The sequence below is a fragment of the Streptomyces sp. Ru62 genome (assembly GCF_002920615.1).
Classification (GTDB): domain Bacteria; phylum Actinomycetota; class Actinomycetes; order Streptomycetales; family Streptomycetaceae; genus Streptomyces.
This window is the reverse complement of record NZ_PQSU01000028.1, coordinates 60,975-85,964: the sequence shown is the minus strand read 5'-3', so window position 1 is coordinate 85,964 and position 24,990 is coordinate 60,975. Positions and strand designations below refer to the sequence as shown.

Annotated in this window: 25 protein-coding genes; 14 read left to right on the top strand and 11 right to left on the bottom strand. The window is 73.5% G+C overall.

Translation table 11 applies throughout. The annotated features are described in order from the left end of the window. Window positions 1-102: 102 nt before the first annotated feature. Window positions 103-1,401 (top strand): DUF6986 family protein, encoded by a 1,299-nt coding sequence (locus C3492_RS32290; protein WP_103816184.1) that lies wholly within the window; start codon window positions 103-105, stop codon window positions 1,399-1,401. Between the two features lie 182 nt (window positions 1,402-1,583). On the opposite strand, the gene C3492_RS32285 is transcribed toward C3492_RS32290, so the two are convergent. Then, window positions 1,584-2,633 carry a LacI family DNA-binding transcriptional regulator gene (locus tag C3492_RS32285; RefSeq protein ID WP_103816235.1) on the bottom strand — a complete coding sequence of 350 codons (1,050 nt, stop codon included), beginning with the start codon at window positions 2,631-2,633 and terminating at the stop codon, window positions 1,584-1,586. 211 nt (window positions 2,634-2,844) lie between these two features. Here C3492_RS32285 and C3492_RS32280 point away from each other — a divergent pair, with 211 nt between their 5' ends. Continuing rightward, on the top strand, window positions 2,845-3,798 hold the full coding sequence (locus C3492_RS32280) for an ROK family protein (RefSeq protein WP_103816183.1): 954 nt from the start codon (window positions 2,845-2,847) through the stop codon (window positions 3,796-3,798). A 341-nt stretch (window positions 3,799-4,139) separates the two neighbouring features. Here C3492_RS32280 and C3492_RS32275 read toward each other — a convergent pair whose 3' ends face one another. Beyond that, a complete protein-coding gene (locus tag C3492_RS32275) occupies window positions 4,140-6,170 on the bottom strand; it encodes an NPCBM/NEW2 domain-containing protein (RefSeq protein ID WP_103816182.1) in 2,031 nt (676 codons plus the stop codon). 197 nt (window positions 6,171-6,367) lie between these two features. Between C3492_RS32275 and C3492_RS32270 the strand changes: the two genes are divergently transcribed. Further along, window positions 6,368-6,559 carry a hypothetical protein gene (locus tag C3492_RS32270; protein WP_103816181.1) on the top strand — a complete coding sequence of 64 codons (192 nt, stop codon included), beginning with the start codon at window positions 6,368-6,370 and terminating at the stop codon, window positions 6,557-6,559. 154 nt (window positions 6,560-6,713) lie between these two features. After that, window positions 6,714-7,757: an NUDIX domain-containing protein gene (locus tag C3492_RS32265; protein ID WP_103816180.1), complete on the top strand. Its 1,044-nt coding sequence runs from the start codon at window positions 6,714-6,716 to the stop codon at window positions 7,755-7,757. On the opposite strand, the gene C3492_RS32260 is transcribed toward C3492_RS32265, so the two are convergent. Beyond that, a complete protein-coding gene (locus tag C3492_RS32260) occupies window positions 7,727-8,461 on the bottom strand; it encodes an MBL fold metallo-hydrolase (protein ID WP_103816179.1) in 735 nt (244 codons plus the stop codon). The genes C3492_RS32265 and C3492_RS32260 overlap by 31 nt on opposite strands. Before the next feature lie 62 nt (window positions 8,462-8,523). After that, entirely contained in the window at window positions 8,524-9,879 is a 1,356-nt protein-coding gene (locus tag C3492_RS32255) for a dipeptidase (protein ID WP_103816178.1), read from the bottom strand. A gap of 128 nt (window positions 9,880-10,007) precedes the next feature. On the opposite strand from C3492_RS32255, the gene C3492_RS32250 reads away from it, so the two are divergent. Next, the gene (locus C3492_RS32250; protein WP_103816177.1) at window positions 10,008-11,249 is read left to right on the top strand and encodes a geranylgeranyl reductase family protein; all 1,242 of its coding nucleotides are present in this window, start codon (window positions 10,008-10,010) and stop codon (window positions 11,247-11,249) included. Here the strand turns inward: C3492_RS32250 and C3492_RS32245 are convergent. Continuing rightward, the gene (locus tag C3492_RS32245) at window positions 11,239-11,688 is read right to left on the bottom strand and encodes a nitroreductase family deazaflavin-dependent oxidoreductase (RefSeq protein WP_103816234.1); all 450 of its coding nucleotides are present in this window, start codon (window positions 11,686-11,688) and stop codon (window positions 11,239-11,241) included. The genes C3492_RS32250 and C3492_RS32245 overlap by 11 nt on opposite strands. Window positions 11,689-11,853: 165 nt before the next feature. Here C3492_RS32245 and C3492_RS32240 point away from each other — a divergent pair, with 165 nt between their 5' ends. The 3 genes from C3492_RS32240 (at window position 11,854) to C3492_RS32230 (ending at window position 14,601) form a co-directional block, all read left to right on the top strand. Beyond that, window positions 11,854-12,546, top strand: coding sequence for a TetR/AcrR family transcriptional regulator (locus tag C3492_RS32240; protein ID WP_103816176.1), 693 nt, complete (start codon window positions 11,854-11,856; stop codon window positions 12,544-12,546). 172 nt (window positions 12,547-12,718) lie between these two features. Further along, complete coding sequence (locus tag C3492_RS32235; RefSeq protein WP_103816175.1) at window positions 12,719-13,939, top strand: sensor histidine kinase; 1,221 nt, start codon at window positions 12,719-12,721, stop codon at window positions 13,937-13,939. Next, entirely contained in the window at window positions 13,936-14,601 is a 666-nt protein-coding gene (locus C3492_RS32230) for a response regulator transcription factor (RefSeq protein WP_103816174.1), read from the top strand. Before C3492_RS32235 ends, C3492_RS32230 begins: the two co-directional genes overlap by 4 nt. On the opposite strand, the gene C3492_RS32225 is transcribed toward C3492_RS32230, so the two are convergent. Both C3492_RS32225 and C3492_RS32220 read right to left on the bottom strand, forming a co-directional pair. Next, window positions 14,562-14,846 carry a DUF6332 family protein gene (locus tag C3492_RS32225; RefSeq protein ID WP_103816173.1) on the bottom strand — a complete coding sequence of 95 codons (285 nt, stop codon included), beginning with the start codon at window positions 14,844-14,846 and terminating at the stop codon, window positions 14,562-14,564. The genes C3492_RS32230 and C3492_RS32225 overlap by 40 nt on opposite strands. A gap of 79 nt (window positions 14,847-14,925) precedes the next feature. Further along, window positions 14,926-16,416 carry an MFS transporter gene (locus C3492_RS32220; RefSeq protein WP_103816172.1) on the bottom strand — a complete coding sequence of 497 codons (1,491 nt, stop codon included), beginning with the start codon at window positions 16,414-16,416 and terminating at the stop codon, window positions 14,926-14,928. Between the two features lie 86 nt (window positions 16,417-16,502). On the opposite strand from C3492_RS32220, the gene C3492_RS32215 reads away from it, so the two are divergent. Then, window positions 16,503-16,904: a MarR family winged helix-turn-helix transcriptional regulator gene (locus C3492_RS32215; protein ID WP_103816171.1), complete on the top strand. Its 402-nt coding sequence runs from the start codon at window positions 16,503-16,505 to the stop codon at window positions 16,902-16,904. 107 nt (window positions 16,905-17,011) lie between these two features. Here the strand turns inward: C3492_RS32215 and C3492_RS32210 are convergent, their stop codons facing one another. Continuing rightward, complete coding sequence (locus C3492_RS32210) at window positions 17,012-17,752, bottom strand: maleylpyruvate isomerase family mycothiol-dependent enzyme (protein ID WP_103816170.1); 741 nt, start codon at window positions 17,750-17,752, stop codon at window positions 17,012-17,014. A 114-nt stretch (window positions 17,753-17,866) separates the two neighbouring features. On the opposite strand from C3492_RS32210, the gene C3492_RS32205 reads away from it, so the two are divergent. Next, window positions 17,867-18,340, top strand: coding sequence for a hypothetical protein (locus C3492_RS32205; protein WP_103816169.1), 474 nt, complete (start codon window positions 17,867-17,869; stop codon window positions 18,338-18,340). A 41-nt stretch (window positions 18,341-18,381) separates the two neighbouring features. On the opposite strand, the gene C3492_RS32200 is transcribed toward C3492_RS32205, so the two are convergent. Further along, a complete protein-coding gene (locus C3492_RS32200; protein WP_219822107.1) occupies window positions 18,382-19,743 on the bottom strand; it encodes an aminopeptidase C in 1,362 nt (453 codons plus the stop codon). A gap of 225 nt (window positions 19,744-19,968) precedes the next feature. Between C3492_RS32200 and C3492_RS32195 the strand changes: the two genes are divergently transcribed. Continuing rightward, a complete protein-coding gene (locus C3492_RS32195) occupies window positions 19,969-20,364 on the top strand; it encodes a luciferase family protein (RefSeq protein WP_181140665.1) in 396 nt (131 codons plus the stop codon). A gap of 38 nt (window positions 20,365-20,402) precedes the next feature. On the opposite strand, the gene C3492_RS32190 is transcribed toward C3492_RS32195, so the two are convergent. Further along, window positions 20,403-21,182, bottom strand: a complete 780-nt coding sequence (locus tag C3492_RS32190) for a DeoR/GlpR family DNA-binding transcription regulator (protein ID WP_103816168.1) — start codon at window positions 21,180-21,182, stop codon at window positions 20,403-20,405. Window positions 21,183-21,307: 125 nt separating this feature from the next. Here C3492_RS32190 and C3492_RS32185 point away from each other — a divergent pair, with 125 nt between their 5' ends. Together C3492_RS32185 and C3492_RS32180 are read left to right on the top strand one after the other, a co-directional pair. After that, on the top strand, window positions 21,308-22,189 hold the full coding sequence (locus tag C3492_RS32185; protein ID WP_103816167.1) for an SIS domain-containing protein: 882 nt from the start codon (window positions 21,308-21,310) through the stop codon (window positions 22,187-22,189). A gap of 31 nt (window positions 22,190-22,220) precedes the next feature. Next, a complete protein-coding gene (locus C3492_RS32180) occupies window positions 22,221-23,081 on the top strand; it encodes a class II fructose-bisphosphate aldolase (protein WP_103816166.1) in 861 nt (286 codons plus the stop codon). A gap of 24 nt (window positions 23,082-23,105) precedes the next feature. Here the strand turns inward: C3492_RS32180 and C3492_RS32175 are convergent, their stop codons facing one another. Then, a complete protein-coding gene (locus C3492_RS32175) occupies window positions 23,106-24,239 on the bottom strand; it encodes a methyltransferase (protein ID WP_103816165.1) in 1,134 nt (377 codons plus the stop codon). A gap of 67 nt (window positions 24,240-24,306) precedes the next feature. On the opposite strand from C3492_RS32175, the gene C3492_RS32170 reads away from it, so the two are divergent. Beyond that, the gene (locus tag C3492_RS32170; RefSeq protein ID WP_103816164.1) at window positions 24,307-24,957 is read left to right on the top strand and encodes an alpha-ketoglutarate-dependent dioxygenase AlkB; all 651 of its coding nucleotides are present in this window, start codon (window positions 24,307-24,309) and stop codon (window positions 24,955-24,957) included. The last annotated feature ends 33 nt before the right edge of the window (window positions 24,958-24,990 follow it).

Below are 24,990 nucleotides of genomic sequence, written 5' to 3'. Positions count from 1 at the left end.
GGTGGCCAGGGTCCGGACGGGGTGTTGACCAGGCAGTATCCGCCGGATAACTTCATTCTACGGATTGTTGATTCCGTAGAGCGGAAACTTGGAGGGTGTGGGATGGGTCAGCAGGAGAAGGTGGCGACGAGCCTCGCGGGTGCCGTCAGCGAGGAGATCAGCGCCTCCCTCGCACCGGTCGACGCGGAGCTGGAGCGCCGCTACCCCGGGGACCCCGGCACCCGGCAGCCCGTCCACACCGTGTACGTCCCCGGGGACGCCTTCGCCGCCGGCACCCTTCGCTCCTGGGGCGACCAGGCGCTCGCCCTGCTCGACGAACACGCCCCCGACGCCGCCTCCTTCGCGGCGGTCCTCGGCCTGTCCGACGAACTGGCCGAGCCGGTCCACTCCCGCGTCCGCGCCAAGCTGGAGCGCGAGCCCGTCGAGGACCTGCGCGTCGACTTCGAGGACGGCTACGGCCCCCGACCCGACGCCGAGGAGGACGAGACGGCCGCCCGAGCGGCCCGTCTGATCGCCGAGGCGTACGCGAACGGCACGGCGGCGCCGTACATGGGCATCCGCATGAAGTGCATGGAGGCCGCCGTACGCGACCGGGGCATCCGCACCCTCGACGTCTTCCTCACCGGCCTGATGGAGGCCGGCGGCCTGCCCGAGGGCCTGGTCCTCACCCTTCCCAAGGTCACGTACCCCGAGCAGGTCGGCGCCTTCGTCCGGCTCCTGGAGGCCTTCGAGAAGGCGCACGGCCTGGACGCCGGACGCCTGGGCTTCGAGATCCAGATCGAGACCAGCCAGGCCATCCTCGCCGCCGACGGCACCGCCACCGTCGCCCGCATGATCCAGGCCGCCGAGGGCCGCGCCACCGGGCTGCACTACGGCACCTTCGACTACAGCGCCTGCCTCGGCGTCTCCGCCGCCCACCAGGCCGGCGACCACCCGGCCGCCGACCACGCCAAGGCGGTCATGCAGGTCGCGGCGGCCGGTACCGGAGTCCGGGTGTCCGACGGCTCCACCAACGTGCTCCCCGTCGGCCCGACCGCCAAGGTCCACGACGCCTGGCGCCTGCACTACGGCCTCACCCGCCGCGCCCTCGCCCGCGCCTACTACCAGGGCTGGGACATGCACCCCGGTCACCTGCCCACCCGCTACGCGGCCGTCTTCGCCTTCTACCGCGAGGGGTTCGAGCAGGCGGCGGCCCGCCTCGCCCGGTACGCCAACCGGGCCGGCGGCGACGTCATGGACGAGCCCGCCACCGCCAAGGCCCTCAGCGGCTACCTGCTCCGCGGCCTGGACTGCGGCGCCCTCGACCTCGCCGAGGTCGCCGGCCTCACCGGCCTGACCCGCACCGATCTGGAGGGCTTCGCGTCCCCCCGCCGCGGCGGCCTGACGGCGTCCGCGCAGTAACGAGGGCGCGGCCATTCGGGGGGAGGAGGGCCTGCGGTGACCGGGCTGCTCCTCCCGGGCGACGGCGGAGGCGGCGGCTCATGACCGCCGGCTCCGGGGTGGCGAGGGCGGCACCGTCCGCGTCGCCCGCGTGCGGGGCCCGACCCGGGCGTACGGCCGCGGAGCCCGCCGCCGGTACCCCCTCAGACCGCCGGCGGCAGCTCGCCCGAGCCGCGGGTGATCAGGCGGGTCGGCAGTTCGATGCGTTCGGGGGCGAGGAGGGTGCCGTCGAGCTGGCGGAAGAGGCGTTCGGCGGCGGTGCGGCCGAGGGCCGCCGCGTCCTGGGCGACGACCGTGACGCCGGGCTGGAGCAGGTCGGCGAGCTCGATGTCGTCGAAGCCGACGAGCGCGACCGGGCGGGACTGCTCGGCGAGCACCCGGATCACGGTGACCGTCACGCGGTTGTTGCCGGCGAAGACCGCGGTGACCGGGTCGGTGCCGGACAGCATCTCCTCCGCCGCCCGGCGCACCCGCTCCGGGTTCGTCGCGCCGAGGGACATCCAGCCCTCCTCGACGGCTATGCCCGCGTCCTCCATGGCCGCCCGGTAGCCGCGCAGCCGCTCCGCCGCGGTGTGGATGCGGGGCATGTCGCCGATGAACCCGATCCGGCGGTGGCCGTGCGCGATGAGGTGGGCGACACCGTCGCGGGCGCCGCCGTAGTTGTCCGACAGCACGACGTCCGCGTCGATCCGCCCGGCCGGACGGTCCACGAACACGGTCGCGACACCCGCCCTGATCTCCGGCTCCAGATAGCGGTGGTCGTCACCGGCCGGGATCACCACCAGACCGTCCACCCGGCGCGCGCACAGCGCCAGCGCCAGCTCCTGCTCGCGCTCGGGGTCCTCGGCGCTGGAGCCGTTGATCAGAAGGGCGCCGTGTGCGCGGGCCACCTCCTCGACGGCGCGGCTGAGCGGGCCGTAGAACGGGTCCGCGAGATCCTCCAGCACCAGGCCGATGCTCGCCGTCCGGCCCTTGCGCAGCACCCGGGCGCTGTCGTTGCGGCGGAAGCCGAGCGCCTCGATCGCCTCCTGCACCCGGCGCTCGGTGTCCGGGGTGACCCCGGGCTCACCGTTGACCACCCGGGAGACCGTCTTCAGTCCGACCCCGGCGCGCGCCGCCACGTCCTTCATCGTCGGGCGGTTGCCGTACCGGTTTCCGGGAAGGCGGTCTGCGCGGCGGGTGGTCTCGGGCACGATGCGTCTGTCCTGTCTCTCGTCCGACTCGTCCACGGGGGTGGTGCGCGAACCGTGGGCTTGTATGAGGATGTGGCGTCGAGCATAGAGCCTGGACAACGTTGTCAGATGCGCGAGAGACTGTCCACCGCTGTCTCCGGCCTGCGCCCCCACCGCCTGACCGGCCTGCCTCTCTTTGGTTTTCAAGCTTGAACGGGGAGATCTGACTCTTATGCACACCGACCTCGTGGCGGCCCTGGACATCGGCGGCACCAAGATCGCCGGCGCGCTGGTGGACGGCGGCGGCCGGATCCTGGCCCGAGCGCAGCGCGCCACGCCCGCCCAGCAGGACGGCGAAACGGTCATGCGCGCCGTGACGGACGTGCTCGGCGACCTCGCCGTGTCGCCCCTGTGGGGGCGCGCGGCCTCGGTCGGCATCGGCAGTGCCGGGCCGGTCGACGCCTCCGCGGGCACCGTGAGCCCGGTGAACGTGCCGGGCTGGCGCGACTTCCCGCTGGTGGACCGGGTGCGCACGGTCACCGGGGGCCTGCCGGTGGAGCTGATCGGCGACGGTGTCGCGATCACCGCGGCCGAGCACTGGCAGGGCGCCGCGCGCGGCCATGACAACGCGCTGTGCATGGTCGTCTCGACGGGTGTCGGCGGGGGCCTGGTGCTGGGCGGACGCCTGCATCCCGGTCCGACCGGCAACGCCGGGCACATCGGCCACATCAGCGTCGACCTGGACGGCGATCTCTGCCCGTGCGGCTCGCGTGGCTGCGTGGAGCGGATCGCCAGCGGTCCGAACATCGCCCGCCGGGCCCTGGAGCACGGCTGGCGCCCCGGGCCCGACGGTGACACCTCGGCCGCCGCGGTGGCCGCCGCCGCCCGTGCGGGCGACCCGGTGGCCGTGGCCTCCTTCGAGCGGGCGGCGCAGGCGCTCGCCGCCGGCATCGCGGCCACCGCGACGCTGGTCGAGATCGACATCGCGGTGATCGGCGGGGGTGTCGGGAAGGCGGGCGACGTCCTGTTCACGCCCCTGCGCAAGGCCCTCACCGACTACGCGACCCTGTCCTTCGTGCGGCACCTCACCGTCGTGCCCGCGCAGATGGGCACCGACGCGGGTCTGGTCGGCGCGGCCGCGGCAGCCCTGACCCGCACCCCGGACGCGACGGCGGCGAGCCGCTAGGGTTCGCCGGTTCCGGCGGCGAGGCGAGCCGGGGACCGCTGGACCGGGTGGGCGACCGCAGCGAACTTCCGGGCCCGGCTCCCGGCGAAGCGCTGGGTCCGGCTCCGGGCGCAATTCCGGCCCCGGCTCCTGGCGGAGTCCCGGGCGGGGTGCCGGAACCAGCCGCCGGCGGAGCCCCTGACCCAGCTCCGCGCGGAATCCCGGGCCAACTCCTGGGCGGAACCCCGGCCCCAGCTCCTGGCGGAGCCCCCGGCCCCAGCCCCGGGCGGGACCCGAGGCGGAGGCCGAAAGCGGAGCCGGGCTCGGAGCCCGGAGCGGGGGTCGGGTGGAGCTTCGGTGGGTCAGCAGGTGAGTTGGGCGTTCGCCCAGTCCGCGTGGTCCGAGTCGACGCCGTCGCCGCCGTCGGTGACGACCAGCCGGACCACCTGGGCGCCGGTGACGTCGGCGGTGAGCGGCTGGGCGGGCATCGCGTTGGTGAGGACGCCGGTGGACGCGGCCTTCGTGCCGTCCGCCCAGATCTCGAAGGCGACGGAGCCCTTCGTGCCCTTCTCGTCGTCCACGCCGACCTCCGCGGTGACCTTCTCGCAGGCCCTGCCGGTGTAGAAGGAGATGTCGCTGAGCGCGTGGACGCCGAGCCCCTTGGCGTACACCGTCCCGCCGATGGTGAGCGGATTCCCGTCACCGGCGGCGTTCTCCCCGTTGCTGGTGTTCCGCTCCACCGGCCCCCAGCCGCTGGTCGCCGACAGCCACGGCAGGTCGCCGAGGTACGACGTCCCGGCGGGCGGCGGCACGACGACGGACGCGTTCAGTGGAAGGGTGCTGGTGACCGGTGTGCCGGACGGCGAGCGGTAGTTCGCCGTGAGCGTGAGGCCGTAGGAGCCGGCCGGGGTGCCGGACGGCACGGTCACCCGCCAGCCGGTGCGCAGCGTCGCACCGGGGGCGAGAGCGGAGGCGGAGGTCGCCGAGGTGGGCCGTACCGTCCAGCCGGCGGGACCGGTCAGCGACACGGAGACCCGTCGGGCGGGTGTCCGGCCGAGGTCGGTGACGGTGCTGGTGAGCGTGGCCGGGCCGGCCGCCTCCAGCAGCGTGCTGCCGTCCAGGCCCAGTTCCACGGCCGGCGGATGGTCGGCCCAGCGGGTGTCGGCCGAGACGCGCAGCAGGACCGTGCCGTGGGCCGGGACGGTGGCGGCGATGGTTCCGGCGGTGTTGTACGTGCGGTGCTGCCACAGGTCGCGCAGGGCGTAGGCGTCGGCGTCCGGCAGGCCGACGGCGCCGGCGCTGGTGGCGATCCGCTGGGCCGTGCCGGACTCGTTGAACAGGGCCACCGCGCGGCTGCCGTCCTTCATCTCCTTGGCGACGACCCAGCGCCCGCCCCCGGAGGAGACGACGGTGCCCTGCTTGCCGAGCGGGTCCTGGTCGACCGCGATGACCTCCTTGTTGCCCAGGATGTCGTAGGTCGCCGGGGAGGCCTTGCGCAGGTCGGTGCCGATGAGCAGGGGTGCGGCCATGACCGACCAGAGCGAGAAGTGCGAGCGGTACTCGGTGTCGGTCATGCCGCCGTTGCCGACCTCCAGCATGTCGGGGTCGTTCCAGTGACCGGGTCCGGCGTACGGCGCGAGCGGGAGGTTCTGCTTCAGGATCGACAGCATCGAGCTCCAGTTGTCGCTGATGTCACCGGTGGTCCGCCACAGGTGGCCGACGTCCGAGGCCCACTCCCAGGGCTTGTTCTGCCCCCACTCGCAGATGCTGTAGACGATGGGCCGCCCGGTCGCCTTCAGCGCGTCACGCATGGTCCGGTAGCGCTGCTGGGCGTCCACGCCCTGGTTGTTGCAGTTGTCGTACTTCAGGTAGTCCACGCCCCAGTCGGCGAACTGCCGCGCGTCGCTGTACTCGTGGCCCAGGGCGCCCGGGAAACCCGTGCTGTCGCAGGTCTTGGTGCCGGCGCTGGTGTAGATGCCGAGCTTGAGCCCCTTTGCGTGGACGTAGTCCGCGACCGCCTTGATCCCGTCCGGGAACCGGGCGGGGTCGGGCACCAGCTTGCCGTTCGCGTCACGGTCCGGCAGGGCCCAGCAGTCGTCCAGGTTGACGTACTGGTAGCCCGCGTCCTTCAGGCCCTTCTCCACGAAGAGGTCCGCGATGCCCTTGACCATGGACGCGTTGAAGTCGGCGCGGCAGTGGGTGGAGTTCCAGTTGTTGAAGCCCATCGGCGGGGTGAGGGCGAGCCCGTCGGCGAGGGCGGGCGCGGCGGGGGTCTCGGCGGGGGCCGCCAGGGCGGGGGCGGCGAGGCCCGCCGCGCACAGCAGGGCGGCGGTGAGCGCTCCGGCCGCTCTTCCGCGCATGGTGCGGGTCGTGCGGGTGTGAGGGTGACGCATCGTTGACGTTCCTCCGACTCGCGATACCGGGATGACTGCATGTACGCGTCATCGGTGCGCGTTTACGGTAGGACGTGTCTGACTGTGTTGGAAGAGGGCTGTCGGGTGTTCGGGTGTGTTTGCTTGCCGCGGATCCACGTCCTGGTGCGCGCGAGCGGCAGCGTGACCCCCCGGCCCCCCGCGCAGTTGATCAGCGCATGAAGAAGCGCAGCATGCTCGCCATCGCCACCCTCGCCGCCGGATTCGTCGTGGCCGCCGTCACCCCGTCCCACGCGGCGGACGAGGCACCCCTCGGCGACCTCAACGTCTCGGACACCGTCGACTCGGCCGGCCACCTCGTCGCCCAGGACAGCCTGGACGTCGACCACGGCGCCCTCGGACACGAGTAACCCCCGACGGCGTACGGCGTGCGTGCCGGTGCCCCCGCCGCGGGGGGCGCCGGCACTCCCGTGCGCGCGCGGACAGGCGCCCTCAACGGGAGGGGGTTTCCGTGGCAGGGTGGAGCGGGCAAGCCTCAGGGGGCCGACACAGGAGGGGGAGTCCGTGACCGTCGTCTGGATCAACGGCGCGTTCGGTGCGGGGAAGACCACCACGGCACGCGAACTGATCGAACTGATCCCGAACAGCGCGCTCTTCGACCCCGAGGTCATCGGCGGGGCGCTCACGCACCTGCTGCCGCCCAAGCGCCTGGCCGAGGCCGGCGACTTCCAGGACCTGCCGATCTGGCGCCGGCTGGTGGTCGACACCGCCGCCGCGATGCTCGCCGAGCTGGGCGGCACCCTCGTGGTGCCCATGACCCTGCTCCGCCAGGAGTACCGGGACGAGATCTTCGGCGGTCTCGCCGCCCGCCGGATCACCGTGCACCATCTGCTGCTCACCCCGGCCGAAACGATCCTGCGCGAGCGGATAGCCGGGCGGGAGATCCCGCCCGAGCTGCCCGACGGCGCGATGCGCGTACGGCAGTGGTCGTACGACCACATCGAGCCCTACCGCGCCGCCCTCGCCTCCTGGCTCACCGCCGACGCCCACCCGGTCGACACCAGCGACCTCACCCCGTACGAGACCGCCGTCCGCATCGCCGACGCCGTCGGCAGCGGGGCCGTGCCCGCCTGCGACATCGTGCAGACCCCCGAGCCGACCGCCGAGACGCTCGCCGCCGGCGTGCTGCTCTTCGACGAGCACGACCGGGTGCTGCTGGTCGACCCCACCTACAAGCCCGGCTGGGAGTTCCCCGGTGGCGTGGTGGAGCGGGGCGAGGCCCCGGCCCGCGCCGGGATGCGCGAGGTCGCCGAGGAGACCGGGATACACCTGCGCGAGGTGCCCCGGCTGCTCGTCGTCGACTGGGAGCGGCCCGTCCCGCCCGGGTTCGGCGGACTGCGGCTGCTGTTCGACGGGGGCCGGCTGGGGTCGGGGGAGGCGTCGCGGGTGCTGCTGCCCGGCCCGGAACTGCGCGCCTGGCGGTTCGCCACGGAGCAGGAGGCCGCCGCGATGCTGCCACCCGTCCGCTACGAGCGGCTGCGCTGGGCGCTGCGCGCCCGGGAGCGGGGCAGCGCGCTCTACCTGGAGGCGGGCGTGCCGGTCGGCTGACCCGGCGCCGCGACGATCGCGCGGAGTGCGGTGGTGGCGCCGCTCAGCACCGGATCCCCGTGGCCGAAGCAGGCCACCTCCGCCCCGAGGTCCGCCAACCGCCCGATCGAGGCGAGCAGTTGGGCCCGGTCCAGGTTGAACACCCCCGCCATCGGCGTCCCGTCGTCCGGTGCCGCCGCCACCGTGTCCCCGGTGAAGAGCACACCGTGCGCGGGCAGGAACAGCGCGATGCTGCCGTCCGTGTGCCCCGGGACGTGCACCACCCGGGCCCCGCCGCCGAAGCCGAGGACGTCCCCGTCCGTCACCTCGGTGAGGGCGGGCGGGGGCACCGCGGGGCCCTCGGGTAGGTGGCGGGCCGCCTTCGCGTGGATCGGCAGCTCCCACTCCTCGAACCGCGGCGGCGGACCCGGCCGTTCACCCCGCACGAACGGCGCGTCCAGAGGGTGCGCCAGCACCTCGGCCCCGCTCAGCGCGGCGAACTCGCCCGCCCCGCCCGCGTGGTCCTCGTGGAAGTGGGTCAGGACGACGCGTCGTACGTCCTGCGGGGCGCGCCCCAGAGCGGTGATCGCGTCGGCGATCGTCCGGCCGGAGCCGATCGGACCCGCGTCGACCAGCGTCAGTTCGTCGCCGTCGCGCCAGAGGTGGGCCTGGCCGACCGGGAAGCGCAACAGATGCAGTGCGGGCAGCAGTTCGATGACGTCCATGCGCCGACCGTAGGGAGGGCCCCCGCCAGGGGGCGAGGGCCCTCTGCCCTGGGCAGAACGGTTCAGCCCGCGGCGTAGTTGCGCAGGAACAGCGCCTCCGCGACCGACAGCCGCTCCAGCTCCTCGGGGGACACGCTCTCGTTGACCGCGTGGATCTGCGCCTCCGGCTCGCTCAGCCCGATGAGCAGGATCTCCGCCTGCGGGTAGAGACCGGCGAGCGTGTTGCACAGCGGGATGGAGCCGCCCTGGCCCGCGTACTGCATGGTCTCGCCCGGGTAGGCCACCGCCATCGCGTCGGCCATCGCCTGGTAGGCCGGGCTGGAGGTGTCGGCGCGGAACGGCTGGCCCTGGCCGATCTGCTCGGTGCTGACCCGGGCGCCCCACGGGGTGTGCGCCTCGAAGTGTGCCTGGAGCAGCTTGGTGGCTTCCGCCGCGTCCACGCCCGGCGGCACCCGCAGGCTGACCAGGGCGCGGGCGCTCGACTGCACCGACGGGGTGGCGCCCACGACCGGGGGGCAGTCGATGCCGAGGACGGTGACGGCCGGGCGGGCCCAGATGCGGTCGGCGACCGAACCGTCACCGATCAGCTCGACGCCCTCCAGCACCTTGGCGTCCGTGCGGAACTGCTCCTCGGCGTACTCCAGGCCGTCCCACCGGGCCGTGGCGTCCAGGCCGTCGACCGTGGTGGAGCCGTCCTCGGCGCGCAGCGAGTCCAGCACCCGGATGAGCGCGGCCAGCGCGTCCGGGGCGGCGCCGCCGAACTGGCCCGAGTGCAGGTTGCCGGCCAGGGTGTCGATCCGGACCCGGACCATGGTCATACCGCGCAGCGTGGTGGTCACCGTCGGCAGGCCGACCCGGAAGTTGCCCGCGTCGCCGATGACGATGGTGTCCGCCTCCAGCAGCTCGGGGTGCTGCTCGGCGTACCGCTCCAGGCCGCCCGTGCCCTGCTCCTCCGAGCCCTCCACGATCACCTTCACGTGCACCGGGACGCCGCCGTTCGCCTTGAGGGCGCGCAGCGCGAGGAGGTGCATGATGAAGCCGCCCTTGCAGTCGGCGGTCCCGCGGCCGTACCAGCGGCCGTCCCGCTCGGTCAGCTCGAACGGCGGGGTGGCCCAGCCGGACTCGTCCAGCGGGGGCTGCACGTCGTAGTGCGCGTACAGGAGAACCGTTTTCGCACCCTCCGGGCCCGGCAGGTGGCCGTACACGGACCGCGTGCCGTCCGGGGTGTCCAGCAGGGCCACGTCCGTGAAACCCTCGGCGCGCAGCGCGTCGGCTATCCAGCCCGCGGCGGCGTCGCTCTCGCTCTTCGGGAACTGCGTGAAGTCCGCCACCGACTTGAAGGCGACCAGTTCGGTCAGCTCCGCCTTCGCCCGGGGCAGCAGCGAGGCGACGGTCTCGGCGACCGGATTCGACGGCATGGGCACGCTCCTCGTAGGTGCGACGTTGTACGGGGTGGGACCGATCCTCCCACAGTGGCCTGCGCGGACGGCCGCCGTAGGATGCGACAGGACACTCGGCAACGGCTTGATCGGAGCGGTAGACCATCGTGAGCGGCGAGAACTCTTCGGCGGACGACGTGCAGCGGGTCTGGGACGTCGTCGTGGTGGGCGCGGGCCCGGCGGGCGCCTCGGCGGCCTACGCGGCGGCGGTCGCGGGACGGCGCGTGCTGTTGCTGGAGAAGGCCGAGTTGCCCCGCTACAAGACGTGCGGCGGCGGCATCATCGGCCCCTCGCGCGACGCGCTGCCGCCCGGCTTCGAGCTGCCCTTCCGGGACCGGGTGCACGCGGTGACCTTCTCCAACAACGGCCGCTTCACCCGCACCCGCCGTTCCAAGCAGATGCTGTTCGGGCTGATCAACCGCCCCGAGTTCGACCAGCAACTGGTCGAGCACGCCCAGAAAGCGGGCGCCGAGCTGCGTACGGGCGTCACGGTGCAGCGGGTCGAGCAGCACGGCTCGGCGGTGCCGGACCGGCGCACGGTCGCCGTCGTCCTCCAGGGCGGGGAGACGGTGCTGGCCCGCGCGGTCGTCGGCGCCGACGGCAGCGCCAGCCGGATAGGAGCCCACGTCGGCGTGAAGCTCGACCAGGTCGACCTCGGCCTGGAGGCGGAGATCCCGGTGCCGGAGACGGTCGCCGAGGACTGGAAGGGCCGGGTCCTGATCGACTGGGGTCCGATGCCGGGCAGTTACGGCTGGGTCTTCCCGAAGGGCGACACGCTGACGGTCGGCGTGATCTCGGCGCGCGGTGAGGGCGCCGCCACCAAGCGTTACCTGGAGGACTTCATCGCGCGGCTGGGCCTCGCCGGCTTCGAGCCTGCCCTCTCCTCCGGGCACCTGACCCGCTGCCGGGCCGACGACTCGCCGCTGTCCCGGGGCCGGGTGCTGGTCTGCGGGGACGCGGCCGGCCTGCTGGAGCCGTGGACCCGCGAGGGCATCTCGTTCGCGCTGCGGTCGGGCCGGCTGGCGGGGGAGTGGGCGGTCCGGATCGCCGAGGCGCACGACGCCGTCGACGCCCGCCGCCAGGCCCTGAACTACGCGTTCGCGATCAAGGCGGGGCTCGGCGTCGAGATGAGCGTGGGCAAGCGGATGCTGGCCGTGTTCGAGAAGCGCCCCGGTCTCTTCCACGCGGCCCTCACCGGGTTCCGCCCCGCCTGGCGGGCGTTCCGGGACATCACCCAGGGCTCGACCTCGCTGGGCGAGCTCGTCCGCTCCCACCCGATCGCCCAGCGCGCGCTGACCGCGTTCGACCGGGGCCAGGCCGCCCCGGCGGAGGAGCCCGTCAGTTCGTGACGGTGATGCGGAAGACCGGGTGGTCGGGGGCGATCCGGCGCAGCTCCGCGTCCGGGGAGTCGGGGCCGACGCCGTTGAAGAAGACCCCGACCTCCGCCTTCCAGCGCTTGAGGTAGGCCCGCAGCAGCGGGACCTTGTCGTCGTCGGCGACCTCGGTCGCGGTGAAGACGTCCACGTTCTTCCCGAGCCGCAGTTCGCCGCCGCCGGCCGCCCGCATGTTCCGGGTCCACTGGACGTGGCCGCGCGGGGCGACCAGGTACTGCTGCCCGTCCACCGTCAGCAGGTTGACCGGCGTGGTGCGCCACTGCCCGCTCTTGCGCCCCCGCACCGCGAGGACCCGGGAGCCCCAGATGCTGATGCCGCGCCGGGTGAGCCAGGAGACGGCCCGGTTGAGGACGTTGACGGTGAACCAGCCCGGCTGGACGACGTGTGTCGACATGGTGACCCCCACGGATTGAGAGAGCGGTGCTCTCGTGCGACTCCAGTGTGAGGGAGACGGGTGCTCCGTAGCAAGAGCAGTGCTCTCTTTTGTAGTCACTGTTCTCGACTGCGTCTGCCGCTCTCGTCCGTGTGCACTGCTCTCTCCGCGTGGCACACTGCTGGCATGACCACCGCACAGGGTGCCCGCGCCCGGGCCAGACAGGAAGTCACCGCGGCCATCAAGGAGGCGGCACGCAGACAGCTGGCGGCGGAGGGCGCGGCCAAGCTCTCCCTGCGGGCCGTGGCCCGCGAGCTGGGCATGGTCTCGTCGGCCCTGTACCGCTACTTCCCCAGCCGGGACGACCTGCTGACCGCCCTGATCATCGACGCCTACGACTCCGTCGGCGAGGCGGCCGAGCGGGCCCGGGACGCCGTGGCCGACGCCCCGCCGCCGGACCGCTGGATCGCCGTGTGCGAGGCGGTACGCGACTGGGCGCTCGCCCATCCGCACGAGTACGCCCTGATCTACGGCTCGCCCGTGCCCGGCTACTCCGCTCCCGAGACCACCGTCCCGGCCGCGGCCCGCGTCGGCATGGTCTTCATCGGCATCGTGCGGGACGCCCACGAGGGTCAGGGCCTGTCCGCGCTCTCCCTCCCGGCCGGCCTGCGCCCCGAGGGCGCGCGCATGGTCGCCGACTTCGCCCCCGACGTACCGCCGGAGGCTGCGGTGGCGCTGGTGGCGGCCTGGGCCCAGCTGTTCGGACTGATCGGATTCGAACTGTTCGGGCAGTTCAACCGGGTGGTGGAGGATCGCGAGGCGTTCTTCCGTCACGCGGCCGGCCGACTGGCGGAAGGCGTGGGGCTGGGGCGGGGCTGAGTGAGGCGTCGCCCCCTTCGGGGTGGTGCGGTGGCGGACCCCTGCCGGGCCGGCCACGGCCGTGGCCGGCCGGGCGTCAGGGCGTCCCGAGCCGTGTACTCCCCCGGGAGTACGCCTGATCACCTCGCCCGGCTGACGTCGTCCCGGTGCGACGGCGTCTAGCGTGGCCCGCATGGACGAGCAGCACGGCGGCGGTCCCTGGCACGGGTGGCGGTACGGGCCGCCCGGGTGGAACCGCCCGGACGACGGCGAGGCGCACCGCGCCGGGCTGCCGTGGCGTTCCACCGTGCTGATCACCGCGTTCGTCCTGGTCGGCAGCCACTTCGCCGCGCACAGCCAGCCGGACCGGGTGCCGCTCGACGGCTATGCGCGCGTGCTGCTGCTCGTCGCCTCGGCCCTGTTGCTGTGGCGGCACCGCCACCCGGTGGCCGTGGCGTTCGGCGCGGCCGCCGCGACCCTGGCCTATCTGGCCCTCGGTCACCCCTACGGACCGGTCTTCCTCGCCGTGGCGGTCGGCTGTTTCGGCGCGGTCGTCGCCGGGCACCGGCGGGCGGCCTGGGCGGCCGTCGCGCTGCTGTGGGCGGGACATGTGCTGGTCGCGCTCTGGCTGTACCGCTGGCTCCCGCCCGCCGGGGACCGCGGCGCGGGCATCGGCCAGGAGATCGTCGTCGCCACCTGGGTGCTGGCCGTCGTCGCCCTCGCCGAGCTGGCCCGGGTGCGGCGCGAACAGTGGGCACGGGAGCGCGCGGACCGCGTGGAGGCGGCGCGACGGCGCGCGGACGAGGAGCGGCTGCGGATCGCCCGCGAACTGCACGACGTCCTCGCCCACAGCATCTCCGTCATCAACGTCCAGGCGAGCATGGGACTCGCGCTGCTGGACAACGACCCCGAGCAGGCGCGGGCCGCGCTCACCACGATCAAGGCCGCCAGCAAGGAGGCGCTGGGCGAGGTGCGCCAGGTCCTCGGCACCCTGCGCGCCCCGGGCGCCGCGCCGCGCGCCCCCGCGCCCGGTCTGGACCGGCTGCCGGAACTGGTGGAGCAGGCCGCGGCGGCCGGCCTGACCGTCGAGACCGAGGGCGAGCCGCCCCGGCTGCCGCCGGGCGCCGACCTGGCCGCCTTCCGCATCGTGCAGGAGGCCCTCACCAACGTCGTACGCCACTCCGGTTCACGGCACGCGCGCGTGTGCTTCGCGTACGCCGACGGCGTTCTGCGGCTGCGGATCGACGACGACGGACCGGCGACGGGCGCGGACGCCGGGGGCAGCGGCAACGGGCTGGCCGGCATGCGGGAGCGGGCCGCCGCGCTGGGTGGCACCATCGAGGCGGGCCCGCGCCCCGACGGCGGCTTCCGGGTGCTCGCCGTCCTGCCGTCACAGCTCAGGGAGGACCGGTGATCCGGGTACTGCTCGCCGACGACCAGTCGCTGGTGCGCGCCGGTTTCCGGGCGCTGCTCGACGCCCAGCCGGACATCGAGGTGACCGGGGAGGCGGCCGACGGCGAGGAGGCGCTGCGCCGGGTGCGCGAACTGCGGCCGGACGTCGTCCTCATGGACATCCGCATGCCGCTGCTGGACGGCCTGGCCGCGACCCGGCGCATCACGTCCGACCCGGCGCTGGTGGACGTGAAGGTGGTCATGCTCACCACCTTCGAACTGGACGAGTACGTCTTCGAGGCGATCCGCGCGGGCGCCTCCGGCTTCCTGGTGAAGGACACCGAGCCGGAGGAACTCCTGCGTGCCGTACGGGCGGTGGTCCAGGGGGACGCGCTGCTGTCGCCGGGCGTCACGCGCCGGCTGATCGCCGAGTTCGCGGCACGGTCCAAGCAACCCGCGGCCGCGGACGCGCTCGCCCGGCTCACTGAACGGGAGCGGGAGGTGATGGCGCTGGTCGGCATCGGCCTGTCCAACGAGGAGATCGCCCGCCGGCTGGTGGTCAGCCCGCTCACGGCCAAGACGCATGTGAGCCGGACCATGGTGAAGCTGGGCGCCCGGGATCGCGCCCAACTCGTCGTCCTCGCCTACGAGTCGGGGCTGGTACGGCCCGGCTGGCTGGGCTGAGCGGTCCGCCGGAAGCGCACGAGCACGCTGACCACCCGGGCCACGAACACGACCGGCGCGACCGTCATGCCGAGCCGCAGCAGGACCTTCGACAGCAGGCCGGGCAGGTCGAAGAGGAGCGCGGGCCCGGCCACGGTCCCGAGCAGCACCGCCGCCGCGAACGCGGCGCTGACGAGCGCGTAGCCGGTCTCGACCGTCGCCGCGTCCCGCTCCGCCTTGTTGCGGCGGCCCCCGTAAGCGTCCATTCCGTGAGTTTCACAGGCGTGCGCCCGGCGGGGCAAGCGATCCCCGCCGGGCGCACGTGTGGAGGCGTCCCCCTCTTTCCTAGTCGCGGACCGGTACGCGGTCCGCGTCCGCCTCCTTCAGGGTGGACCTGGCGACCACGACCGACCGTCCCCGCCGGGGCCGGCGCAGCCCGCTGAGCGACAGCAGCAGCCCCACGACGGCGATGACCGCGACCACGACCAGACCGGGCCGGTAGCTGTCCAGGACGGCCCGCGGGGTGGCCTGCGCGGGAGCGTGCGCGGTCACCACCGCCGTCACGACGGCCAGGAACAGCGCGCCGCCCACCTGCACGGAGGTGTTCAGCAGACCGGAGACCATGCCCTGCTCGTGCTCGTCCACACCGTTGGTGGCCTGGACGTTGAGGGACGGGAACGTCAGCGCGAAGCCCGAGCCGACCAGCAGCATCGTCGGCAGGATCACGGCCGCGTACACCGGGTGCAGGTCGACGCGCAGGAACAGCGCGTACCCGACCGCCAGCAGGACGAAGCCGACCACGATCAGCCGCGCGGTCCCGAACCGGTCGATGACGGCCCCGACCTTGGTCGCGGAGAGCGCCACCAGCGCGCCCGCCGGCAGGAACGCCAGTGCCGTGTGCAGGGCCGACCAGCCCAGCACCTGCTGCATGTAGAGCGTGACCAGGAACTGGAAGCCCGTGTAGCTGCCGACGAACGTCAACGCGCCGAGCTGGGCCCGGACCTGCGGTCCGGAGCGCAGCACCCCGAGCCGGACCAGCGGGCTCGGGCTGCGCAGTTCGACGACCACGAAGGCGACCAGCATGAGGGCCACGGCGACGAAGGACAGCAGCGTCCGGACCGAGGCCCAGCCGGCCCCGGGCGCCTCGACGACGGTGAACACCAGCAGCAGCATCGAGGCGGTGCCGAGGACGGCACCCGGGACGTCGTAGCCGCCGTGGTCACGTTCGCGCTCGCTGCGCGGCAGCAGCCTCGTGCCCACGAGCAGGGCGAGCAGGGCGACGGGGGCGGGCAGCAGCATGGTGAACCGCCAGCTGGCCTCGGTGAGCAGCCCGGAGAAGACGAGGCCCATGGAGTAGCCGGCGGCGGCGCAGGTGGTGTAGATCGACAGGGCCCGGTTGCGCAGCGGACCCTCCGGGAACGTCGTGGTGATGATCGACAGGCCCGCCGGTGCCGTGAAGGCCGCGCTCAGGCCCTTGATGAAGCGGCTGGCGATCAGCAGCGGGCCGGAGTCCACGAGTCCGCCGAGCAGCGAGGCCAGCGCGAAGACGCCGAGCGCCACCAGGAACACCTGGCGCCGGCCGAGCAGGTCGGCGGTCCGGCCGCCGAGGAGGAGCAGGCCGCCGTAGCCCAGGATGTAGCCGCTGACGACCCATTGCAGGGTCGACGTGGACAGGCCCAGATCGGCACCGATGGAGGGCAGCGCGACGCCGACCATCGACACGTCCAGTGCGTCCAGGAACATCGCGGCGCACAGCACCAGCAGGGTGCCCCACAGTCTGGGCGTCCAGCGGACCGCCGGGGACGGGGCCGTGGAGGTGGTGAGCGGAGAGGTCATGCCGCGTACACTTGCATGCACATGCATGAGATGCAAGTGCATTTAATGACGGTGCAATAAATGCGTCTTTCTGCTACCGTGCGTTCATGGCGGCGAAGAAGCAGGCCGAGCAGGCGCTCGTGGAGCAGTGGCGGGACATCCTGGCCCTGCATGCGCGCACCCAGTGTGAAGTGGACCGGGCGCTGCACGGGCACGGACTGTGCGCGAGTGACTTCGAGGTTCTCGACCTGCTGGCCGAGGGCTCGGCGGCGGACGGCGGCTGCGCCTACCGGGTGCAGGAGATCTCCGACCGGGTCCACCTCAGTCAGAGCGCGCTGTCCCGGCTCATCGGCCGCCTGGAGAAGGACGGCCTGGTCGAGCGGGCCATGTGTCCGGAGGACCGGCGCGGGGTGCGGGTGGTCCTCACGGCGAAGGGACGCGCGCTGCACGGTGAGGTACGGCCGGTGCAGCGCGCGGTGCTGGCCAGGATGCTGACCGAGGCGGACTGACGGCTCCCGGTGCCGGCCGGCGCCGGGGGAGGAGCCGTCGGGGTCGTCGGACCGACCCCGGGCCGCCTGGACCGCCGGTGCCCGGGACGGGCAACTGTGGACGGTCGTCAGATGCGGGACCGCTCCCGCCACAGCGCGGCGAGTGACGGGTCGCCGGTCACGCGTGGCACCGCCGTCCGGTTCCACAGCGCCAGGTACAACTGGTCGGCCGGTCCGGAGAGTTCGGCCTCGGCCGGCCTCTCCTCCGCCCGCACCGTCACCGGCGGCCCGTCACCGAGCCGTACGGTCCACACCGCGTCCGGCCCCGCGTCCACCGCGCGCACCCGGAGCGTACGCGGCTCCTCGGTGCGCACGCGGCTGCGCGGACGGGCGTGGAAGCCGCGCAGCAGTTCGTCGATGCCGTCCACCGCGAAGTCCGGCGCGATCGGGGACGGCGTACCGCCGCGCGCCGCCTCGGCGTCGTAGCGGTGCACGGTCGTCTCGTGCGCCTGCCGCCGGGTCCAGAAGGCCAGCGGCGAGGGGCTGGGCGCGGGATGGAAGGTCCAGCACTCCAGGTCGGCGGGCGCGGCGGCCAGCGTCTCCACCAGCAGACGGTGCGCGTCCCGGTACCAGGCCACCAGCTCGGCCCCGTCCAGCGCCGGTGGCTCGTCGAGGGGACGGGGCGCGCTGCGTCCCTCCGCGACCAGGGCGGCGGCCCACCGGTGCACCGTGCCGGTGTGCCGTACCAGGTCCCGCACCTGCCACTCCGGGCACGTCGGCACCTTGGCCTCGGCCCCCGCCGCGGCGGCGGCCGCCGCGAGCAATCGGCCCTCGCGGTCCAGGATCTCAAGGAACTCGGCAGTCTCCATGCGCTGAGTGTGCCGGATGGAGCGGGCTCCAGCGGGAAGCGGGCACGGCACGAGTCCTCGGCCGGGGCCGACGTACCGGGACGACGCACGGCGGCCGTCCGCCACCCCCTACGGATGCACGAGCAGACGTGTGCCGGCATGCCCGAGGACAGCGGCGAGTCGGCTCCCGCACAGGCCGGGACGCCGGGCGCGGCCCGGGAGCGCGCGGAGTCGCTCACCGGGCGGGGGCGGCTGGACCGGGCCCTGCCCTGGTGGGAGAAGGCCGCCGAGGAGGGGGACGCGCAGGCGCCCGTACCCCCGCCATCGTCCACCGGGTCCGCTGGGACTTCGCGGAGGCCGAGCGGTGGTACCGCACCCGCCGCCGACCGGGACGGCGGCGGTGCGCCGGTCGTCGCCGCGGTCCTCGGGGAGTGTCCGGGGCGGCTGGACGGCAACCGCGTCGCGGGCGGCCTGGCCCGCCGCGGGGGCGACCTGGAAGCGGCCGGGAGGCACTTCACGCAGATCGCCGACCGCGACGACGACGGCAGTACGGCGATCGCGCCGCACGAGATCCGCCAGGCGTTCCAGCGGGTCTGTCTCCAGCACTGACGTCACCGACAGGGGTGAGGCGGCGGCCCTCACCGCCGGGCTCAGTCCGCGAGGGCGCCCATGGGGTCCCAGGCGGGGAGGACGATCGGCGGCTGGTCGAGGGCGGCGGACAGCTCCGGCGGCAGCGCGGAGCGACGCACGGCGATCTCGAAGACGTGCTCGCCGAACCACGAGTCGTTCATGGTCCAGAAGCCCTTGTCGGCTCTCTCCTCACCCCAGCTGTTCTCCACCCGCCAGCGGCGCGGGCTCCCGTCCACCACGTCGACGCCGGTGAACAGCATCGCGTGGGTCATCTGCGTGTCGTGGTGCAGCAGCCGGTCGGCCTTGTCCAGGGTGAACGGGGCGTCGTAGACGGCCGCGTAGTCGAACAGCGCGGCGTCCCAGACGCCGGCGTCCGCCCGCATCATCTTGGCCACGTCGCAGCCGAACCACACCGGCTCGCCGCCGACGATCGCCTCCATGGCCAGCCGCTTCAGCAGCTCGATCGGCGCGTTGAGATAGACCACCGGCGGGGCGTCCACGACATTGCCCAGGTACTCGACGGTGAACGTGCGGCCGACCGGGCTCGACTCCCGCGGATCGTGCACCAGGCAGACGTACTCGTCCAGCGGGAGCTCGACATAGGCGGCGGCGAACTCCGCCGGGGTGAGCCAGCCGTCGCGGTGGAACTCCTTGTTGCTGTCCTCCCACTGCCACAGGAACCGCTGCGGAGGCGTGCCGAGATGGATGCTGAGCACCCGGTGCACGGCGGCCAGCACCTCCCGCTTGTGTGCCCGCTGGGCCTCGACCCCCTCGGCGGCCGGCCGGCGCAGATCGCGGGCGCCCTGGCGGAGCAGGGTCTCCAGGGCCCGGTTCATCGCCCGGGTCGAGGAGGAGCTGTCGGTCTCCGGCATGGCCGACTTCGGGACCAGGCCGTGCTTGGCGACCAGGGCGACGAACATGTTCCACTGGCCGCCGTCACCGATCGGATCCGCCAGCAGGTGCGCCACCGTGCGGTCGTCCACGTCACGGCCGGACGTCTCGATGACGGCCTCCAGGAAGTGGTTCGCCCGCTCGAACTTGTCCCACCACAGCAGGTAGTTCTGGGAGAACTCGAAGTCCTTCACGCCCAGCTTCCGCGCGGCGCCGACCCGCAGCAGGTTGAGCCCGGCGAACATCCAGCAACGCCCGCTCTGCTTCTGGTCGGTGACCTTCCAGTCGTCCAGGTGGTGGGAGACCGAATGGTCGATGCCGGTGAGGATCCGCCGGTCGAGGGCCACATCGTCCACGGGAGTCTGGGTGACCGCGTTCTGCATCAGCCGGTTCACCGGGCGCGCGGTGAACTCCTTCTCGAACAACTCCAGCTGGTCCGGTGTCAGACCGCGCTCCATGGGCCGGCGGGAGTCATCGTTTCCGAAGGTCACAGCGGTCTGCCTCCAGTTCCCAGGGATGGTGAGGGGGGCGCGCCCTCACCGTCGCACGGCGGTTCGGCCGGAGTCAACGGAGTGTCGAAGCCCGGTCACCTGCTGCGTGTCGGCCTGTTCGGTGGGCGGATTTCCGTGCGGGTTCCTGAACGGGCGGCGGATACAGGTCGGTTAATGCTTGCTCACGAGCTGGTTGCGGGCGGGTGAGCGCGCCATGATGGGCCCATGACGTTGGCCTCGCGCGCGCTCGCGCAACTGGCGACCTGGCCGGACCTGAGACGGTCCGTCCCGAGCTGCGGCCTGGGACAGGCCGTGAGGTCGGCCCAGGGGGAGATCGCGCACTTCCACTCCGAGCGCGATGTCGACCTGCGGCTCACCGACCGGGCGGTCCGGCGGTTCGCCAAGGACCTCAGGGGCTCGGACGCCATCAGGGTCGTGCCCGGCTCGCAGTGGGTGACCCTGCGCCTGGACGCCGCGAGCGACGTCGACCTGCTGTTGACGCTGGTCAGCGTGGCGCTCCAGGCCCAGCAGACGTGGCCCGATCCGGCGGACCGGGCGGTCGCTGACTGCAACGACCAGCGCGGCGCGGGGTTCGTGAAGGCCGACCTCGGCGGTCTCTGAGGCGGCGGCCGGAGCCGGAGGCACCGGCCGGCGCCGTCTCAGACCGTCAGCACCCGGACGCCCGCCTCCTCGAACCGCCGTACCGTCTCCCGCTCCGCCGCCGTGTCCGTCACCAGCGTGTCCACCAGCTCCGTCCCGCAGATACGGGCGAAGGCCCGGCGGCCCAGCTTGCTGGAGTCGGCGGCGACCACCACCCGCTCGGCGCGCTCGCACAGCAGCCGGTTGATCGCCGCCTCCTCCTCGTCGTGCGCCGCCGCCCCGTGCGTCACGTCGAAGCCGACGACACCGAGCACCGCCACGTCGAGCGTGATCCGGCCCAGCACCCCGTCCGCGAGCGGGCCGACGAGCTCGTACGACTGCGCGCGCGCCACCCCGCCCGTCACCACGATCTTGAACTGAGGGCGTACGGCGAGCTCGTTGGCGATGTTGAGCGCGTTGGTGACCACGGTGAGCGCCGGTGAGCCGGTGGCGAGGTCGCCGCGCACGGCCAGCGCCCGGGCCACCTCCGTGGTGGTCGTACCGCCGGTCAGTCCCACCGCTTCGCCCGGAGCGAGGAGTTCGGCCACCGCCTTGGCGATACGCTGCTTCTCCGAGGCGCGCCGGGCCGTCTTGTAGCGCAGCGGGAGTTCGTAGGACACCCCGTGCACCACGGCTCCGCCCCGGGTGCGGACCAGCATCTGCTGTTCGGCGAGCTGGTCGAAGTCCCGGCGGATCGTCGCCGCCGACACCGCCAGCTCGGCCGCCGCCTCCTCGACCTCCAGCCGGCCGCGCTCCACGAGCAGTTCCAGCAGCGCCTGCCAGCGGGCGTCCCGGGACATCCGACGCCTCCTTCCGTTCGATCTCCCGGCGACCCTAACGCACCCGGTCCGGCGTCCGAATGCTTGATTGTGTTCGAAAGCTCGCTATATCTTGCAAGAACGATCAGCCAGGGGAGGGTCTGGGCATGACGCATGCCGAGAACGAGCTGAACAGCCAGCCCGAGTGCTGGATACGGGCGGCCGAGCAGGCGGGGCGGCACCGCGGCGCCCTGCCGGAGCCGGGCGAGCGGGTCGCCGTCGTCGGGTGCGGGACCTCGTACTTCATGGCCCAGGCCGTGGCCGCCCTGCGCGAGGGCGCCGGACAGGGCGAGACCGACGCGTTCCCCGCCTCCGAGTTCCCGCACGGGCGGCGGTACGACCGGGTCCTCGCCCTGACCCGGTCCGGCACCACCACCGAAGTACTGGAACTGCTGGCCGAGTCGGCGGGGCGGACCCGCACCACCGCCGTGACCGCCGACCCGGACACCCCGGTCGTGTCGGCCGCCGACGACCTCGTCGTGCTGGACTTCGCCGACGAACGCTCCGTCGTCCAGACCCGGTTCGCGACCACCGCGCTCACGCTCCTGCGCGCCCACCTCGGCCTGCACACCGACGCCGTCGTCGCCGACGCGCGCACCGCCCTCGCCGCTCCCTTGCCCGAAGGGCTCGTGGAGTGCGCGCAGTTCACCTTCCTCGGGCGCGGCTGGACCGTCGGACTCGCCCACGAGGCCGGGCTGAAGATGCGCGAGGCCTCCCTCTCCTGGAGCGAGTCCTACCCGGCGATGGAGTACCGGCACGGCCCGATCAGCGTCACCACCGAGGGGACGGCCACCTGGATGCTCGGCCCGGCGCCGGACGGACTCGCCGAACAGGTCCGCGCCACCGGCGGCCTGTGGATCGAGGGCGGGCTCGACCCGCTCGCCGAACTCGTCAAGGTCCAGCGGCTCGCGGTCGCCGTCGCCACCGCCCGGGGCCTCGACCCCGACCGGCCGCGGCACCTGACCCGCTCGGTGATCCTCGCCCCCTGAACCCGTCGGCCCTCCCGGAAGGACACCTCACGTGCCCCTCGCGTCCACCGGCGAGCTGATCACCCGGGCCGCCGCCGCCCGCTCCGCCGTCGCCGCGTTCAACGTCATCACCCTGGAACACATCGAGGCCGTCATCGCCGGCGCCGAGGCCGCCGGCGCACCCGTGGTCCTCCAGGTCAGCGAGAACGCCGTCAAGTTCCGCCACGGACGGCTGCTGCCGCTGGCCCGCGCCGCCGTCGCCGCCGCCGAACGGGCCGCCGTACCCGTCGCTCTGCACCTGGACCACGTGCAGAGCGACGACCTGCTGCGCCAGGCGCCCGGCGCCGGGTTCAGCTCGGTGATGTACGACGCGGCCCACCTCCCGTACACCGGCAATCTGGCCGCGACCCGGGCCGCCGTCGACTGGGCGCACGCCCAAGGCCTCTGGATCGAGGCCGAGTTGGGGCAGATCGGGGGCAAGGACGGCCGGCCACCGCTGGACGCGCACGCCCCCGGCGCCCGCACCGACCCCGGCCGGGCGCGGGACTTCGTCGCCGACACCGGCGTCGACGCCCTGGCCGTCGCCATCGGCAGCACGCACGCCATGACCACCCGCACCGCCGTCCTCGACCTCGGACTGCTGGGGCGGCTGTCGACCGCGCTGACCGTGCCGCTCGTCCTGCACGGCTCCTCCGGGGTGCCGGACGACGGTCTGGTCGCGGCGGTCGGCGGGGGCATCGCCAAGGTCAACGTCGGGACCGCGCTCAACGCGGCCATGACCGGGGCGATCAGGGAATTCCTCGACGCCCGCCCCGCGGCCGTCGACTCGCGCAGCTACCTCGGTGCGGGGCGGGAGGCGATGGCCTGCGAGGTACGGCGGATCATCGGGGTCCTCTCCCGGGCCGGGGGCTGACCAGCCCGGCTTCCGGCAGAGCGCCTAACCCCTCTTGACCGCCCTCAGCACCACGAACTTCGGGTCGGAGGCGACCAGTTCACTGTTGCCGAACAACCGCCTCAACTTCACGTGGTACCCCAGGTGCCGGTTCCCGATCACCCACAGCTCACCCCCCGGCCGCAGCGAGCGCAGCGCCCCCGCGAACATCCGCCACGCCACCGCGTCCGTGGTCGCCTGGTGGGAGTGGAACGGCGGGTTGTTCAGGACCAGGTCCACACTGCCGGGCGCCACCCCGGCCAGCCCGTCCCCGACCCGGAACTCGGCGTGCCCCGGCACCCCGTTCGCCTTGTACGTCGCCTCCGCCGAGGCCACCGCCTGGTACGACTCGTCCACGAACAGCACCTCGGCCGCCGGATCGGCCAGCGCCACCGCCGTACCGACCACGCCGTTGCCGCAGCCGAGGTCCACCACGCGCCCGGCGCCGGGGCCGGGCAGGTGCCGGAGGAAGAAACGGGTGCCGATGTCCAGCCGCTCGGCGCAGAACACGCCCGCGTGGTTGACCACCGTGCGCCCCGACACCGCGCCGACGCCGTCCGGCAGGGCGTAGCTGTACGGCCACGGGTTCGCGGGCCGCTCCAGCGCCGGGTCCGGGGTGCAGAAGATCAGCCGGGCCTTCTGCCGGGCCAGGGAGGTCCGGGTCGGGCCGAGGATCCGCTCGAACAACCGGAGCGTCGAGCTGTGGATCTCCTTCACCATGCCGGTGCCGACCACGACCGTCTCCGCGTGCACGGCGGGCGCCAGCCGCAGCAGCTGGTCCTCCAGCAGTGCCAGGCTCTTCGGCACCCGCACCAGCAGCACGTCCACCCGCTCCGGCGGCGGATCCTGCGTGGTGAGCAGCCGCACGGCACCCGGCTCCACGCCCGCCCGCGCCAGGTTCGCCCGGGTCGCCTCCTGGCCGAGGAAGGAGTCGGTGATCTGCGTCGGCCGGTGCTCCGCCAGCGCGGTCACCAGCGCGCCCCAGCGGTCCCCGACCACCACGACCGTGCCCGTGAGCGGCACCTTCTCCTCCGCGAGGTGGCGCAGCAGGTACGCGTCGGAGGCGTCCCAGGCGCGCAGCCGGTCGCGGGGGTCCTCGGGGAAGCGGGTCAGTTCGACCTCGCCCCACGGTGTCGTCATACGGTCGCTCATCGTGCGTCCAGGCTAGCGGAGCCGCAGATCAGAGGGCGTGGGGCAGGATGGGGGCATGGAGGACGAGCTGTTCCCCCGGGAGCGTGCGGAGGTCGCGCCGGGCGCCGTGCACGTCGTGGACTGGCTGGACGCCGAGCGGCAGCGCGCCCTGCTCGCCGCCTGCCGGGACTGGGCCCGGCCACCCGCCGGGCTGCGCACGGTCCGCACGCCGGGCGGCGGCACGATGACCGCGCGCCAGGTCTGCCTGGGCTGGCACTGGTACCCGTACGCCTACGCCCGCACCGTCGTCGACGGCGACGGCAGCCCCGTGAAGCCGTTCCCGGACTGGCTCGACGCGCTGGGCCGCCGCGCGGTGGCCGACGCACTCGGCCCGGACGCCGTACCGGCCGCTCCGTACGACATCGCGCTGATCAACTTCTACGACGGTGACGCCCGCATGGGCATGCACCGCGACGGCGACGAGAAGACCGACGCGCCGGTGGTCTCGCTGAGCCTCGGGGACACCTGCGTGTTCCGCTTCGGCAACACCGTGACGCGCGCGAAGCCCTACACCGACGTGGAACTGCGCAGCGGCGACCTGTTCGTCTTCGGCGGCCCGTCGCGGTTCGCCTACCACGGAGTGCCGCGCGTCCGCCCGGGCACGGCCCCTGCCTGGCTGGGTCTCGCCGGACGGCTGAACATCACCCTGCGGGTGAGCGGCCTGTAGCCGGCGGCGCAGGCCACCCGGGGTGCGGATCAT

Excerpts from the sequence above, each read along its gene's own strand:
- C3492_RS32290 (WP_103816184.1), top strand. The coding sequence starts at position 103 with ATGGGTCAGCAGGAGAAGGTGGCGACGAGCCTCGCGGGTGCCGTCAGC.
- C3492_RS32280 (WP_103816183.1), top strand. The coding sequence starts at position 2,845 with ATGCACACCGACCTCGTGGCGGCCCTGGACATCGGCGGCACCAAGATC.
- C3492_RS32275 (WP_103816182.1), bottom strand. The coding sequence starts at position 6,170 with ATGCGTCACCCTCACACCCGCACGACCCGCACCATGCGCGGAAGAGCG.
- C3492_RS32270 (WP_103816181.1), top strand. The coding sequence starts at position 6,368 with ATGAAGAAGCGCAGCATGCTCGCCATCGCCACCCTCGCCGCCGGATTC.
- C3492_RS32260 (WP_103816179.1), bottom strand. The coding sequence starts at position 8,461 with ATGGACGTCATCGAACTGCTGCCCGCACTGCATCTGTTGCGCTTCCCG.
- C3492_RS32255 (WP_103816178.1), bottom strand. The coding sequence starts at position 9,879 with ATGCCGTCGAATCCGGTCGCCGAGACCGTCGCCTCGCTGCTGCCCCGG.
- C3492_RS32245 (WP_103816234.1), bottom strand. The coding sequence starts at position 11,688 with ATGTCGACACACGTCGTCCAGCCGGGCTGGTTCACCGTCAACGTCCTC.
- C3492_RS32240 (WP_103816176.1), top strand. The coding sequence starts at position 11,854 with ATGACCACCGCACAGGGTGCCCGCGCCCGGGCCAGACAGGAAGTCACC.
- C3492_RS32235 (WP_103816175.1), top strand. The coding sequence starts at position 12,719 with ATGGACGAGCAGCACGGCGGCGGTCCCTGGCACGGGTGGCGGTACGGG.
- C3492_RS32225 (WP_103816173.1), bottom strand. The coding sequence starts at position 14,846 with ATGGACGCTTACGGGGGCCGCCGCAACAAGGCGGAGCGGGACGCGGCG.
- C3492_RS32220 (WP_103816172.1), bottom strand. The coding sequence starts at position 16,416 with ATGACCTCTCCGCTCACCACCTCCACGGCCCCGTCCCCGGCGGTCCGC.
- C3492_RS32215 (WP_103816171.1), top strand. The coding sequence starts at position 16,503 with ATGGCGGCGAAGAAGCAGGCCGAGCAGGCGCTCGTGGAGCAGTGGCGG.
- C3492_RS32210 (WP_103816170.1), bottom strand. The coding sequence starts at position 17,752 with ATGGAGACTGCCGAGTTCCTTGAGATCCTGGACCGCGAGGGCCGATTG.
- C3492_RS32205 (WP_103816169.1), top strand. The coding sequence starts at position 17,867 with ATGCACGAGCAGACGTGTGCCGGCATGCCCGAGGACAGCGGCGAGTCG.
- C3492_RS32195 (WP_181140665.1), top strand. The coding sequence starts at position 19,969 with ATGACGTTGGCCTCGCGCGCGCTCGCGCAACTGGCGACCTGGCCGGAC.
- C3492_RS32190 (WP_103816168.1), bottom strand. The coding sequence starts at position 21,182 with ATGTCCCGGGACGCCCGCTGGCAGGCGCTGCTGGAACTGCTCGTGGAG.
- C3492_RS32185 (WP_103816167.1), top strand. The coding sequence starts at position 21,308 with ATGACGCATGCCGAGAACGAGCTGAACAGCCAGCCCGAGTGCTGGATA.
- C3492_RS32175 (WP_103816165.1), bottom strand. The coding sequence starts at position 24,239 with ATGACGACACCGTGGGGCGAGGTCGAACTGACCCGCTTCCCCGAGGAC.
- C3492_RS32170 (WP_103816164.1), top strand. The coding sequence starts at position 24,307 with ATGGAGGACGAGCTGTTCCCCCGGGAGCGTGCGGAGGTCGCGCCGGGC.